The 14,389-nt window shown below is 57.0% G+C and carries 11 protein-coding genes; 8 read left to right on the forward strand and 3 right to left on the reverse strand.

Annotated elements, in window-relative coordinates:
* The first annotated feature begins 642 nt into the window (after positions 1-642).
* The 7 genes from ACRDD5_RS05290 (at position 643) to ACRDD5_RS05320 (ending at position 11,276) form a co-directional block, all read left to right on the forward strand.
* Complete coding sequence (locus ACRDD5_RS05290; protein WP_438676125.1) at positions 643-6,027, forward strand: peroxidase family protein; 5,385 nt, start codon at positions 643-645, stop codon at positions 6,025-6,027.
* Between the two features lie 52 nt (positions 6,028-6,079).
* A complete protein-coding gene (locus ACRDD5_RS05295; RefSeq protein ID WP_438676126.1) occupies positions 6,080-7,855 on the forward strand; it encodes a type I secretion system permease/ATPase in 1,776 nt (591 codons plus the stop codon).
* Entirely contained in the window at positions 7,852-9,189 is a 1,338-nt protein-coding gene (locus tag ACRDD5_RS05300) for an HlyD family type I secretion periplasmic adaptor subunit (protein WP_438676127.1), read from the forward strand. The genes ACRDD5_RS05295 and ACRDD5_RS05300 overlap by 4 nt, the downstream gene beginning before the upstream one ends.
* A 330-nt stretch (positions 9,190-9,519) precedes the next feature.
* Positions 9,520-9,759, forward strand: a complete 240-nt coding sequence (gene ycgZ, locus ACRDD5_RS05305) for a regulatory protein YcgZ (protein ID WP_271282002.1) — start codon at positions 9,520-9,522, stop codon at positions 9,757-9,759.
* Positions 9,760-9,895: 136 nt separating this feature from the next.
* The gene (locus ACRDD5_RS05310; RefSeq protein WP_271282001.1) at positions 9,896-10,195 is read left to right on the forward strand and encodes a hypothetical protein; all 300 of its coding nucleotides are present in this window, start codon (positions 9,896-9,898) and stop codon (positions 10,193-10,195) included.
* A gap of 20 nt (positions 10,196-10,215) precedes the next feature.
* On the forward strand, positions 10,216-10,494 hold the full coding sequence (locus ACRDD5_RS05315) for a biofilm development regulator YmgB/AriR family protein (RefSeq protein ID WP_271282000.1): 279 nt from the start codon (positions 10,216-10,218) through the stop codon (positions 10,492-10,494).
* 221 nt (positions 10,495-10,715) lie between these two features.
* Entirely contained in the window at positions 10,716-11,276 is a 561-nt protein-coding gene (locus ACRDD5_RS05320; RefSeq protein WP_438676128.1) for a YceI family protein, read from the forward strand.
* Here the strand turns inward: ACRDD5_RS05320 and ACRDD5_RS05325 are convergent.
* The 3 genes from ACRDD5_RS05325 to ACRDD5_RS05335 are packed head-to-tail and all read right to left on the reverse strand — an operon-like array spanning position 11,271 to position 13,139.
* Positions 11,271-12,071: an anti-sigma factor family protein gene (locus ACRDD5_RS05325; RefSeq protein WP_438676129.1), complete on the reverse strand. Its 801-nt coding sequence runs from the start codon at positions 12,069-12,071 to the stop codon at positions 11,271-11,273. The genes ACRDD5_RS05320 and ACRDD5_RS05325 overlap by 6 nt on opposite strands.
* Positions 12,068-12,616, reverse strand: coding sequence for a sigma-70 family RNA polymerase sigma factor (locus tag ACRDD5_RS05330; protein ID WP_438676132.1), 549 nt, complete (start codon positions 12,614-12,616; stop codon positions 12,068-12,070). The genes ACRDD5_RS05325 and ACRDD5_RS05330 overlap by 4 nt, the downstream gene beginning before the upstream one ends.
* Positions 12,606-13,139: a tetratricopeptide repeat protein gene (locus tag ACRDD5_RS05335; protein WP_438676130.1), complete on the reverse strand. Its 534-nt coding sequence runs from the start codon at positions 13,137-13,139 to the stop codon at positions 12,606-12,608. Before ACRDD5_RS05335 ends, ACRDD5_RS05330 begins: the two co-directional genes overlap by 11 nt.
* Before the next feature lie 834 nt (positions 13,140-13,973).
* Here ACRDD5_RS05335 and ACRDD5_RS05340 point away from each other — a divergent pair.
* Positions 13,974-14,389: BapA/Bap/LapF family prefix-like domain-containing protein (locus tag ACRDD5_RS05340; protein ID WP_438676131.1), on the forward strand; the 416-nt coding region annotated here is incomplete at its 3' end.

Below are 14,389 nucleotides of genomic sequence, written 5' to 3' on the forward strand. Positions count from 1 at the left end.
GATTGAACATCCGACTAAGCATAGCGGGTTTGTTACAGAAAAAAGACAGTCAGAACGGTTTATTTTTCGTCCTGCGCGTACAACCTCATCGCGCCACAGGCACCGCCATTGCTGGCCTGTGCATTGCCCCCTCAACATAAGCCTTGTTTTACATTAACCTGTCACGGTTTTTAATTAGCACGAAAATCAATATACACACTCACGCCTTAAGCTAAACCTCGAATATATCTCTGGCTCATAAAAAAGTATTATTGTGGGAAGATAAAGACCCTCCATAGTTATCTCCATAGCCCACCCGTAACATGTGATAACAATTCTAAACACAAATTAAGCATTGCTAAACAATTGTCATTATCAACAACCCTGCCGCTTTGAAGGCGTCCTGTCGTTCAAAGAGCCGAGTCGCTTTGTGATTTTATTTATCTCGCCCACTGACGCGATAAATAAACTTACCCAAACGCACATTCCCGCAACCCAAATTATATTGGGCAAAAGGGCATTGCCATTAACGACTTAACAGGGAGCATATTAATGCAATCATAAACAGACCTTTCACTCAGCATGAACCGGTGCATTCTTTTCTGACGCCCTTTCGGCGACCAAAAAGAAAGATGATAGCAAATCAAGCAAAGGTAATTATTTATGGCCGAACAATATGATTTTACTGTCACACTCCACGACCTCGAATTTATTCTGAAGCAGATCAAGCTCTCCGAGTCGGCAACCACCGCCGATGGCGGGATCGATGGCGACAAGCTTCGTGAGGAGGTGGGTGACCCGCTGCTCCCGTACGGTATCCGTACCGTGGACGGTACCTGGAATAACCTGTTACCCGGTCAGGAAAAATACGGCTCTGCCGACCAGACCATGCCACGACTGGTTCCGCTGGATCTGGAGGCCATTCGCAACGACCCTGAACTGGCTAAATATCTCACTACCTCCGGTCCGAACAGCATGGTGACGGACTCCGACCCGCGCCAGATCAGTAACATCATCTCTGACCAGAGCACGAAAAACCCTGCTGCGGTAGAAGCGGCGAAAGATCTCAAAGACGCCCCAGGGGGGGGCGGCGACGTAAACGGTAGCCTGAACATTCCCAACCTGTCGCCAGATGTCGGCTTATCCCCGGCCTTTAACGGCTGGATGACCTTCTTCGGTCAGTTCTTTGACCACGGTCTGGATCTGATCCCGAAAGAAGGCAACGGTATCGTCTTTATCCCGTTGCTGCCTGACGATCCATTGTACAAGGAAGGGTCGGCAACGAACTTTATGATCCTGACCCGCGCCAAAGTGGATGCCACCCATAACACCGTGAACACCACCACCCCGTGGATCGATCAGAACCAGACCTACACCTCCCATCCATCGCATCAGATATTCCTGCGCGAATTCACCATCATTGATGGCAAACCCGAGCCAACCGGCCATCTGCTGAACGGCGCGCATGGGATCGCCACCTGGGGCGAGGTCAAAGCACATGCCCTGGAGTTTCTCGGCATCAAGCTGACCGACGCGGATATTTTCAACGTCCCGCTGCTGGCAACGGACCGCTACGGCAACCTGATCTTAAATCCCGTCACTCACAAAGTGCAGATTGTAACTGCCGCTACGGTAATGATCGATGGTGTGGCAACACTCGTACCCACGTTAGTTGACGCCGATGGCGGAGTACTACCGTCTAACACCATGCGCACCGGTCATGCCTTCCTCGATGATATCGCCCACACGGCGGTGCCGAAATTTGATGCTAACGGCAACCTGCTGGCCGATGTCAATGATGCGATTGGTGGCGCACCAGAAGCAGGCACTTACGATAACGAACTGCTCGACCGGCACTTCATCACCGGCGATGGTCGCGGTAACGAGAACATCGGCCTGACCGCCGTACACTCGGTATTCCACGACGAACATAACCGGCTGGTAGAGCAGTATAAAACCACCCTGCTGGCGTCAAACGATGTCGCGGTGATCAACCAGTGGCTGATGCCCAATCACCAGATCACCGAGATCCCCGCCGACACCAGCACTCTGGTGTGGAATGGGGAATATCTGTTCCAGGCCGGTCGCTTTACCACCGAAATGGAATACCAGCACCTGGTGTTTGAAGAGTTTGGCCGTGCCGTCCAGCCCGCAGTGGATCCGTTTGTGTTCTCGCCCACCGCTGACATCAACCCGGCGATCTTCGCCGAGTTCGCGCACGTGGTGTACCGCTTCGGCCACTCGATGCTGACCGAAACCGTCGCCCGTACCGACAGCGATATGCTGAGTGATGACCTGGGTCTGATTCAGGCATTCCTCAACCCGCTGGCCTTCGATAACGACGGGGACATGAGCAATGAACAGGCCATTGGCGCCATTGTGCGCGGGATGACCCGTCAAATCGGCAACGAAATTGACGAGTTCATTACCGGTGCGCTGCGTAACAACCTGGTCGGCCTGCCGCTGGACCTGGGCGCCCTCAACATCGCCCGCGGCCGCGACACCTTTATGCCAACCCTCAACGAAGCCCGCGCACAGTTCTTTGAAATCACGGGCAACAGCGAGCTCAAACCCTATACCAGCTGGTCGGATTTTGCCTATTACCTGAAAAACACCGCCTCGATCATCAACTTTATGGCCGCCTACGGTCAGCATAAGTTGATCACCGATGCCACTACGGTCGCCGGAAAACGTGCGGCGGTGGAGTTCCTGCTGTTTGGTCCGGCCAACGACGCGACCCGCGCCGATGCGTTTGACTTCTTCAACAGCACCGGCGCATGGGCGACCAAAGAGACCGGCCTGAACATGGTCGATTTCTGGATTGGCGGGCTGGCGGAGCGCAAAAACGAGTTCGGCGGCATGCTCGGCTCGACCTTTAACTTCGTCTTTGAAACCCAGATGGAGATGCTGCAGGACGGGGACCGCTTCTACTATCTGAGCCGTACTCAGGGGCTGAACATGCTCAACCAACTGGAGGCCAACTCGTTTGCCGCCCTGGTGATGCGTAACAGCGACCTGGGCGAAGTCGGCTCCTCTCACGTCCACGCCAAACTGTTTATGACCCCGGACCACACGCTGGAAGTGAACACCCGGGTACAGACCGAGGTCGATCCGACCTGGGGTAATCCACTTAAGGATCTGCTTACTCCGCTGGTGGTGCGCAAAGAGGCGGGAGCCGATGGAAACGGTGCCTATCTGAAATACGCCGGTGATGGCCACGTGGTGCTGGGCGGCTCACAGGGGAACGACACCTTAATCGGCGGCAAAGGTATCGACAGCCTGTGGGGTGACGGCGGTAACGATCGTCTCGACGGCGGTGACGAAGCCGATACCGTGCACGGCGGCGACGGGGACGACATCATCACCGACACCGGTACGCCGGTAGGTGGGGCGGACTTCCTGCACGGTGATGCCGGCAACGACGTTATCTTCTCCGGTAACGGCAATGATCTGAGCTTCGGCGGCAGCGGCAAGGACTTTATTGTCGTCGGCGAAGATGCCCAGGAAGTGTTTGGCGGTCTGGATAACGACTTCATCCTCGGTGGCTCCGGTGCCGACGCGCTGATGGGCAACGAAGGCGACGACTGGCTGGAAGGCGGCGACGGCTTTGACTCCCTGACCGGCGAAAACTCCGAGCTGTTCTTCAACAGTACCATCATCGGCCACGACGTCCTGAACGGTCAGGGTAACGACACCGACTACGACGGCGAAGCGGGCGATGACATCATGGTCCAGGGTGCGGGCATCCAGCGTAACAACGGGATGGCCGGTTTCGACTGGGCGATCCACAAAGGCGATACCACCGCCGCCAACTCGGACCTGGGCATTCCGATCTTCGTCAACCAGCAGGAGTTTATCCTGCGCGACCGCTTCGACCTGGTCGAAGGTCTGTCGGGCTGGAAATTTGACGATGTACTCACCGGCACCGATCAGCCGCTCGGTACCGCCCCGGTGCAGGGCACGCCGCTGTCCAACAACTTAACCCTTGAAGGCGTGGCGCGGATCGCCGGGCTGGATAAGGTGGTCGGCAGCACCCTGATGAATGGCGCAGTCGATGGCGTCGTGCTTAACCCGGACAACGGTGCCGACATTATCCTCGGCGGCGGCGGCAGCGACCGCATCATGGGTAAGGCGGGCAATGACATTATCGATGGCGATGCCTGGCTGAACGTGCGGATCGAAGTCAGGGATGCACAGGGGGCCGCGATTAAGAGCGTCGACAGCATGAACGACATCAAATTCGAGATGCTGAATGGCACCATCAACCCGGGCCAGCTGCACATCGTGCGCGAAATCCTCAGCGACGGTAACAAAGGTGAAACCGATATTGCGCTGTACCGGGATATCAGCAGCAACTATCTGTTCAGCCGTAATGCCGACGGCAGCCTGACGGTCAACCACGCCACCCCGGATGCCGCCCTGCCGGACAACGACGGTATCGACCGCCTGCTGAATATCGAAAAACTGGAGTTTGGCGATAAATCGCAGCTGTGGGTGACGGCGCAAAAAGCCACCGGCAACGTCGACATCAGCAACAAAGCCCCGTCGGCGGGGGATCTGCTGCGCGTCAGCACCTCCAACCTGGCGGATGGCAACGGCCTCGCGGATAACCTGCCGATCACCTACACCTGGCAGGCGCTAATCGGCGGCGAGTGGCGCAACCAGGCCACCGGCGTGGAGTTCCGGGTGCCGAACAACCTCGCAGGCTCTCAGCTGCGGGTCACCGCCAGCTTTACCGACCGCATGGGCGATGCTGAATCACTGGTCTCCGCCTTTACCAGCCCGGTCGGGCCACGCGATCAACCCACTACCGGCGCACCGACCATCAGTGACCAGACGCCAACCCGCACCATGGCGCTGACGGCTGTGGTCTCGGGCATTGCCGATGCCGATGGCCTGACGGGGGGGAACTTCCGCTTCCAGTGGCAGATGAGCACCCTGCTCGGCTTCGTCAACATTGCGGGCGCCACTGCGGCGACCTACACCCCAACCCAGGGCGTGGTTGACCGTGCCCTGCGGGTGGTCGTCACCGTCACCGACGATGAAGGCAACCCCTCCGTGGTGCTGACGTCTGCCGCCACACAGACGGTCGGGGATCTGATTGTCGGCAACAACGGCGGGAACGCCATTATCGGCACCGGCGGCAGCGATTACCTGGACGGCGGGGCGGGCAACGACACCCTGACCGGGCTGGGAGGCGATGACTTCATGCTCGGCGGCACAGGGAATGACACGCTGAACGGCGGCGACGGCAACGATGAACTGCACGGCAACGACGGCAACGACACCGTGAATGGCGGCAACGGCAACGACCTGCTGTACGGCGAAGCCGGAAACGACACGCTCGATGGCGGCGCGGGGGCTGACACCATGTTCGGCGGCGCTGGCGACGATATCTATGTCGTCGACAACGCGGGCGATATCGTGGTGGAGAACGCAAACGGCGGGAATGACACCGTCCGCACCAGTCTCAGCAGTTACGATCTGACCGCCAACGTTGAAGTCCTGACCTACACCGGACTGGGCAACTTTATCGGTACCGGTAACGCCCTGAACAACATCATCACCGGCGGCATCGGTAATGATCAGCTGTTCGGCATGGACGGTAACGACCAGCTGATCGGTGGCCTCGGCAACGACTATCTGGAAGGCGGAATCGGCACCGATAACCTGCAGGGCGACTCCGGGAATGACACCCTGGCGGGCGGTGCGGGCGTCGATACTCTAAACGGCGGCACAGGGAACGATATCCTGATCGGCGACGCGGGTAACGACATCCTCACCGGCGGCAGCGGCAGTGACAACTTTGTCTTCGGGGTCGGTTTCGGGCGCGACACCATCACCGACTTCGACAGTAACCCGACGGGCGGTCAGGACTTTATCGACCTGCAAACCCGGGGCATTACTGCGGCAACGTTCGCCAGCAGCGTCTCGATTACCGGCAATAACAACACCACCACCCTTACCCTCAGCGGCGGCGACGTCATTACGTTAACGGGGACAGCAGCCAACTCCGTGACGATTAATGATTTCCATCTGCTGAGCTAACGGTGAGTCGGGAATAAAAACACTACTTTATTGATGTTATAAGGAGCACACCATGCCGCGCCAGTATAAGTCGACAGAACTGAAAAAAGCCCTGAAGGGAACCAGACCTGCTTTTATTATGCTGCTGTTTTTTAGCAGCGTGATAAATCTACTTATGCTGGCGCCGGCAATCTATATGCTGCAGGTGTACGACCGGGTTCTGGCCAGCCAGAACACCACTACCCTGCTGATGTTAACGTTACTGATCGTTGGGATATACATAGTCATCGGGATGATTGAGTTTGCCCGCGCCAGCGTGATGACCCGGCTCGGCAACCGTCTGGATGTGAAATTAAATCAGCTGGTCTTCAGCGCCGCTTTTAAGCGTAAAACGGCGACGGGGGATAATAACCCGGCGCAGGCGCTGAACGAGCTGGGGCAAATACGGCAGGTGCTTTCCGGCAACAGTTTATTTGCCCTGCTGGATATCCCCTGGACGCCCTTCTATTTACTGATTGCCTTCCTGGTGCATCCTCTGCTGGGGTATTTATCGCTCGGGGGGATTCTCGTCCTGTTTTTCCTGACCCTGATAACGGAACTCGCCACTAAATCGCCGATTCAGCAGGCACATGAATTAAGCGTACACAACACCACCCGGCTGAATAAGCAGCTGCAGAATGCCGACACCATCGAAGCGATGGGGATGCTCGGCACCCTGAAGCAGCACTGGCTGGAGCAGCACAGCAAAGTGATGGTGCTGCAAACCCAGATTGCGGATAAAACCTCGGTCCTCAGTAGCCTGAGCCGCTTTGTGCGAGTCCTGCTGCAGTCCGTGGCGCTGGGTGCGGGGGCATTGCTGGTCATAGCCGGGGAGATCACCCCCGGGCTGATGATCGCCTCCTCGATTATCCTCGGTCGGGTGCTGAGCCCGGTGGAACAGGTGATCAGCAGCTGGAAGCAGTTCGTCCAGTTCCGCAGCGCCTGGCACCAGTTAACCAGGCTGCTGCAGGAGTATCCGGGCACCAAAGAGGTGCTGACCCTGCCAACGCCGAAAGGCAACATCAGCGTCGAAGGGATCTTCGCCGCCCCTCCGGGCCAGAAAGCCGCCACGCTGCGCAATATCTCCTTCCAGCTCGAACAGGGCGAAGTGCTGGGGATCATCGGCCCTTCCGCCTCGGGTAAAAGCTCGCTGGCGAAGCTGCTGGTCGGCGTCTGGCATCCGTTATCCGGCAAGGTGCGGATCGATGGAGCAGACATTTGCCAGTGGGATAAAGTCCTGCTTGGCCCGTCCATCGGCTATCTCCCGCAGGATGTGGAGCTGTTTGACGGTAGCATCGCCCAGAACATCTCCCGCTTTGGTCATGCCGACAGCGAGCTGATCGTGGCCGCCGCGCATCTGGCCGGGGTTCACGAGATGATCCTGCGCCTGCCGCAGGGCTACGACACCCCGCTCGGGATGGGGGGTTATCAGCTCTCCGGCGGCCAGCGCCAGCGCATCGGCCTGGCGCGGGCGGTGTACAACAATCCGGCCTTTATCGTCCTCGATGAGCCGAATGCCAACCTCGACGACATCGGCGAGATGGCCCTTATCAAAGCGATCACCACCCTGCGCACACAAGGGCAAACCGTGGTGTTGATTTCCCATCGCCCAACCCTGCTGGGCGTGGTCAACAAAGTCCTGCTGATTAACGAAGGCGCCGTCCAGGCATTCGGCCCGCGCGAGCAGGTGTTTGCCAACCTGCGCCAGGCCAACATGCTCAAATCCGTGCCGACCGCCGCCGCTGCTGATGCACCGGTGGCCGACAGCGCCCCTTCCGTCAGCCACGAACCCCAACGAGAGGCATTATGATGAAAAAGAACAACAACAGCCCTGCGATGCCCGACGGTGACGGCGTGGATATCAATATCTGGCCGCCGCTGATTCGCGGCACGATCGTTATCCTGATCGCCGTGGGCGGGTTCTTACTGTGGGCAGGCAAAGCGCCGCTGGATGCCGGGGTGGTGGCCGAGGGCACCGTCACCGTGTCGAGCAACCGTAAAACCATCCAGCACTTAAGCGGCGGCCGGGTCACCGATATCTTTATGAAAGAGGGCGAAGTGGTGAAAAAGAACCAGGTGCTGATGCGTCTGGATACCCTGCAGCTCGACATGCGCTACAGCGCCCTGAGCGCGCAGTTTATCTCTGCCAAAACCAGCGAAGACCGCCTGCTGGCGGAGCGCAACGGGGCGGACGCCATCACCTTTAGCGACACGCTGAGCAAAAATTTTGCCAGCAATAAGCGGCTGGCAGAGAGCCAGCAGCTGCAGACCAGGCTGTTCGAGACGCGTCGCAAAAACATTCAGGATGAGATCTCGATGATCGAGGAGTCGCTGGATGGCCTGACCGAACAGACCGGGAACCTGAATAAAATAAAAGGCTATCGCGAGCATCAGTTCACTCTGATTAACAAAGAGCTGGGGGCGATCCGGGCGCTGACCGAGAAAAACTACTACCCCAAGGCCCAGCTAATGGTGCTGGAGCGCGAGGCCGCTGAAATATCCAGCACCGTCTCCGAGGATATTCTCAACATCGCCAGGCTCAAGTCGCAGCAGAATGAACTGCGGATCAAAGCCTATCAGGTGCAGCACCAGTACCTGCGCGAAGTGGAGTCGGAATTAACCCTGAAGCAAAAAGAGGTGGCGATGCTGGAGGACGAGCTGATGTCGACCCGGCATGAGCTGGATAACACGGTGATCCGCTCCCCTATCGACGGGATCGTGCTGGATGTCAAAGTCAGCACCGTGGGCGGGATCATTCAGCCGGGCGAGCATTTAATGGATATCGTTGCCGCCGGCCAGCCGCTGCAAATCGACGCCAAAATCCCGGTACAGGCCATCGACAAGCTGGCCCCAGGGCTGACGGTCGACGTACTGTTCCCGGCCCTCAACCACGCCCTGCTCCCGTCGGTCCCCGCCCGGGTGCTGACGGTCTCGGCAGACCGCTTAACCGATAAAGTCACCCAGCAACCGTACTACCTGGCCGAAGTACAGGTCTCCGCCGAAGGGGTGCATCTGTTGGGGGATTACAAGATCAAAGCCGGGATGCCCGCCAGCGTAACCATCAAAACCGGGGAACGCACCTTCCTGAGCTACCTGTTCAAACCCCTGCTGGCCCGGCTGGAGCTGGCGTTTAAAGAGATTTAATCCCACCGCAACGTCGCAGCGCGACCTGGCAGAAGGGCATGCCGGGGGCGCTGCGCTTGCCCGGCCTGGCAAACCCATAAGCCGCATCCCCGTAGACCTGATAAGCGCAGCGCCTTCTGGCGTTTTTTGTCCCCAGCCCCTTACCTGCACGACAAACCTGTACACATTGCTGCCTGAAACGCCTTTCCTGACCCAAAATTTGTGCACTACTTCACCAGATAACACCTTTTTGTTACGCATTCGGATAATTCTGTACAAGATTCATGTACAACTTTAACCTTTTCGTATATTTTTTTATCAATAATTTAAACCTACCCATCCGGAGTCACTATGCGACATAACGGTTCGCACCAGAGTTCAGCCATGGCCATCTCGGCCTACTTCAATAAAGCCAGCATGCCTACGCAACAGGAGACGCTGGGCGTGATTGTGAGTGAAATTCTGAAGGAAGGACGGAGCCTGAGCCGACTGAGCATTTGCACGAAGTTGCTGCACCGGGTGGAACTGACTGAAAACGAGGAAGAGATTGCTCATTACAATGAATTGATTGGTTTGTTTTTTGAACGATAACGACAACCGAACTTCCATAGCTTACATCAGTCAGTATATTGATACGCGCCGGCTCGGACCCGACGGCTGGCTTAAAAATATTACTGATAACATGCTGCGGTGAGCCCGGCCTCCCGTCAGCAGTATGAGAACAGTTATGCACAGAACGAAACCTGAAAAACTGAAAGATGATCTTATTGGCGAAGCCGTATTGTTAATTTTAAAAAACAATGGGCCCATTAATTTCAAGGCGCTGGCCAGCAAGCTGCGTGCCATGGCGCTAAGCGAAAGCGATCCTGAAAGACAGACGGCGCTTGCTGCGGCGGTGGCCGAAATTGAACAACGTACTTCCGGACACGCCAGTAACCATGCAGAGATAAGGGGCAACTACAGCATTGATAATATGCACCATCTCATGACCAAAAATAGCCAACAACGCGCTGACAAAAAACATTAATTTTTATTCTGGTGAATAAGATGAACAAAGACATTGCACAGCACAGTTATAAATTTGACGCACTGCATGACCAGGCTCTGGCAAAACACTTTCGCACCGCTGGTGCGTCCTTATCTGATGAAGCGGCGGTATTAGGCGCAGCCATCAGATGTATTTTGCTCTGCGGCGATAACGTGTCGAATAAAGAAATTATTCTGCAGTTGATCCACGCCCTGGAAGTCACCCCCGATCCCGCAGCGGCAGATATCATCCGCAATACGCTGGAGATTGTGGTTGGCTTTACCCGCGACGATATGTAACCGGCGTTTCTGCGGCAGGCCGGCGCCGTACGACGCTGGCCTTAATCTCTTTCTGCCTGCCCGGTGATTTAGCAAAACTGTGAACTCACCACAACCCCTGCAATAACAACTCTCTTGCCGACTCCCTGCCACTTTTCTACGCTTACTTCACAGCAACCAACGTCGAATAAACCAGCACCCTCGAACGTTAACGTTTTACCTGTGGAATGGAGAGTCACCCTATGCTGCGCCCTTTTGTCCTGCTGGTCGCGACGCTGTTCTGCCCCCTGGTCCATGCCGCGCCGACCACCTGGACTATCGAGACGGATAAGACGGCCATCCGACTATCATGGCATGCGTTTGGCGGCATTCTGTCGTGGGCGAATCTGAGCGGGGTGACGGGGGCGGTGACGCTCGATCCCGACAATGAATTTGCCGATCGTATCAACGTACAAATCCCGGTCGCCACCCTCAAGGCCTCGAACAACCTGCTCACCTGGCAGCTGAAAAGCGAGATGTTTTTTGATGCGCAGCGCTACCCGCATATCACCTTTACCAGCACCCGGGTGGTGAAGCTCGGGGAGGATCGTTACCGCGCCTTTGGCACCCTTGCGGTCCGGGATCTCACCCGCCCGGTGATCCTTGAGGCCACGCTCGATCGCCAGTCGGCCGGGGCGATCGCCCTGCATGCCACCACCGCCATCTCGCGCGCGGCTTACAAAATGGATCGCTTTGCGCTGGTGGTGGACGATCGGATCGCCATTTCGATCGCCATTAAGGCCAAAACGGCTGTCGCACTATGACAGCGCGGCCTGCAGTTGACGGGCGGTCGCCTGCAGCTGCGCGACCGGAGTGCGGGCAATCAGGGCGTACTGATACTGCGGGCTGTGCCACCAGACGATATTCATCCCGTAGCGCTGCTCGCTGCTGATGGCTCTGCCACCCCCCTGCTTGTGCGCCGACACGCACAGCGCCATCGGGCCGTAGTCGGCGTGGTTCCACGCAATCTGGGCAATGGGGGTACGTTCATAGCGCAGAATGCGCACCATCTTCAGCTCACTTCCCGCTAACACCAGCTGGCTTTCCTGCAGCTGCAAACCCATGTCCCCGGCGAGGCGGGCCAGACCGCGGCGCAGCACCGACGGCGAGCTGTCGACGTCGAGCAGCGTTTCACCGCTGTAGAGCGACATGTAGTGCGCCTCCAGGTCACGAATGCTGGCGTCTTCGTGTAGCGCTTCTATACCGTCGTCCACTCCCGGGCGTGCCAGATACCCGATCCCAACGCCGGTCAGCAGAAACGCCACCGAGGCGGCAGTCAGCGCCCGGCGGCTGACCCCCGGCCGCACTGCCACCGCCCCGGCAAGATGGGCATCCAGCCGGGCGAGCATCCGCGCATCAGGCGCCTCGTCCAGCAGCGGCGCAAAGGCTTGTTGATAGTCCTGATTGCTTTTCATCAGTTCGGCGGTACGCCCGGCGAGGATCTCCTCGCTACGCAGCAGGCGCGAAAACTGCCGGGCGTCAGCCTCCGTCATTTGCCCGTCCAGCCAGGCCACGATGGCTTCATCGTCATAAGGGGGGGTAAAGCGGAGTGTGTTCATCCCCGTCTCTCCTTGGTGGATGGCGGGGCATCCACTGTTTTTGCCAGTGTGGCCCGCGCACTTGCCAGCCGACTCATCACCGTGCCAATCGGCACTGACAGAGTATCGGCCGCCTCCTGATAGGTAAAACCTTCGACATACACCAGAAAGAGGGTGTTGCGCTGGGCCTCCGGCAGGGCGTTCACCCGACGCATAATCTGCTGATAGCGCCGGTGATTATCGTCCTGCTCATCGGTATCGGGTGCCTGCAGATCCTCGCTGTCGACAAAACCCTGCCCCATCCGCACGCGCCGTGCGCGCAGATCGGAGATCCAGATCGAATGCAGGATCGCAAACAGCCAGCGGTCGATGCGCGTGCCTGGCGCGTACTGCGCACTCTTTTCGAGTGCGCGAACGCAGGTTGCCTGCACCAGCTCCTCGGCCATCTCACGATTGCGCGACAGAACCAGCCCATAGCGCCAGAGGCGGGTCAGATGAGCAGCAAGCTGCTGGTGAACGTCGCGGGTGGCGATTTTTAGCTCCTTATGAACAGGTTCAGGATTCAGGGTGGCCGTTAATGGCCGCCTGCAAATCCTGGTACTCTTCACAGCCCTGGCCGCAGATGCCCGCAATCGCCTTGAGCTGCTCCCCGGCCAGATCGGGACGGCCTTTTACCATCCAGGCTTCGCCGAGATATTCCCGGGCCTGGGCGTAGTCTGGCTTAAGCGCCAGCGCGCGCTGATAATAGCCAATGCCCTCGTCCGTGCGCCCCAGCTTGCGGGTGGCATAGCCGCGATAGTTCCACGCCTCGGCGGTATTGCTGTTTTTCAGACTATCCAGCAGATTCAGGGCCGCCTGGTACTCACCTTTTTTCGCCAGGTGGTACGCGTAGTGCGTCTTGTCGGTGTCGCTCAGGTTCGCGGACTTATCCGGCACGCATTTCTTGCTCGCGCTGTCATACACCTGGCCGCGCGGGCAGTCCGGCGTGGTCTTATCGGTATTATTATCGCCCATCGCCAGGGCAGACGGGGCCTGTAAAAAGCACAGAAGCAGCGGGATTGCCAGGCGGGCGGTAACGAATTTACGCATGATCGTGACTCCAGGTTAGCAACAGGGAAAATCAATCCGTAAACGCGTGACGGTTTTACTTTATTCGCGAAAATTTATTCTCACCGCACCCGAAGCGAAACCGTAAAAGCCAGGCTATACTGCCGGGCTGTTATTATCCGCCGTATTGAAAACTCATACCTTTGTCTTATTCTTATTTGGATACAACCTCCCTGACAATAAATAGATAAAGGAAAAAATCATACTTTCGTATTATGCCGCTTATCTAAATCACGACTATTCATCGCGTCCTTCGTTATTACAACCTCTGTAACAATAAATATCAGCGTGGGATAATTCGGGAGAAATCCAAACTCATGCCAATAATAAAAAAAGCGTGAATAACCGCTAAGATCTGTGATGATTCTCAATATCCCGCCGCCCTGAATAACGACTGCAGTATGCACCCAGCCCGCACAGGACAAGCCCTGACAACCTTTTCGCCTGAGTACGCTCGCCGCGTTAAAGGTGCTAAATATATCCGTCAAACGCTTATGTAAAGTTTACTGACACTTCATTTGCGCTTTTAGTGCTTTCTGGCTATATCAATTTCAGGCCCTAATGAAATGATAGCAATATTAATAACAGGGATTACCGCCCTTACAAATAATCCCGATAACCGTACTCACTGAATCATCCTGAGCCCAGGATCTTTGCCACGTCTGTGCAAGCAGGCAGGCACCGGTCGCCCAAAAATTATTACAGCAGGTCACTATTATTCACACATAGTGCTTCCTTAAGGGTGCTCATTATCTGCTGAGAACAATTGACGTAAATCACACAGCACTTCAATTAACTCTGTTGGGAGTAATACGAATGAGTAAAATTACTGTCATCTCCAGTGTGACGCGCAAAGAAACGGTAACCGAAGGCTCGCAGGTCATCCTGGGCGATGCCTCCGTGGTCAAAATCCAGGCAGGACGCGGCGAGATTTACGGGTATACCCGCAACGGGAACGATCTGCTGGTCAAAATGGCCGACGGCCAGACCATCACCCTGAAAAACTACTTCGTGAATAGCCACGAGCTGGTGCTGGACGAAAACGGCTCCCTGTGGTGGATTGAAGAGCCGCTGGCGGTGGAGCGTTACCAACAGATCCCGTCAACCGACGCGCTGCTGTCGGGCTCGGTTACCAGCTCGTCCAACGATAACGCCATCTGGCCGTGGGTGTTAGGCGGACTGGCTGCCGCGGGCGGTATTGCGCTGGCCGCCGGGGGCGGCGGCGGCGGGGG

The organism is Silvania sp. (genome assembly GCF_051656365.1).
GTDB lineage: Bacteria > Pseudomonadota > Gammaproteobacteria > Enterobacterales > Enterobacteriaceae > Enterobacter > Enterobacter hatchlandensis.

What these genes read in the sequence shown, in the direction of transcription:
- ACRDD5_RS05320 (WP_438676128.1), top strand. Translation starts at nt 10,716, where the DNA reads ATGCTGCGCCCTTTTGTCCTGCTGGTCGCGACGCTGTTCTGCCCCCTG.
- ACRDD5_RS05310 (WP_271282001.1), top strand. Translation starts at nt 9,896, where the DNA reads ATGCACAGAACGAAACCTGAAAAACTGAAAGATGATCTTATTGGCGAA.
- ACRDD5_RS05315 (WP_271282000.1), top strand. Translation starts at nt 10,216, where the DNA reads ATGAACAAAGACATTGCACAGCACAGTTATAAATTTGACGCACTGCAT.
- ycgZ (WP_271282002.1), top strand. Translation starts at nt 9,520, where the DNA reads ATGCGACATAACGGTTCGCACCAGAGTTCAGCCATGGCCATCTCGGCC.
- ACRDD5_RS05290 (WP_438676125.1), top strand. Translation starts at nt 643, where the DNA reads ATGGCCGAACAATATGATTTTACTGTCACACTCCACGACCTCGAATTT.
- ACRDD5_RS05325 (WP_438676129.1), bottom strand. Translation starts at nt 12,071, where the DNA reads ATGAACACACTCCGCTTTACCCCCCCTTATGACGATGAAGCCATCGTG.
- ACRDD5_RS05300 (WP_438676127.1), top strand. Translation starts at nt 7,852, where the DNA reads ATGATGAAAAAGAACAACAACAGCCCTGCGATGCCCGACGGTGACGGC.
- ACRDD5_RS05295 (WP_438676126.1), top strand. Translation starts at nt 6,080, where the DNA reads ATGCCGCGCCAGTATAAGTCGACAGAACTGAAAAAAGCCCTGAAGGGA.
- ACRDD5_RS05335 (WP_438676130.1), bottom strand. Translation starts at nt 13,139, where the DNA reads ATGCGTAAATTCGTTACCGCCCGCCTGGCAATCCCGCTGCTTCTGTGC.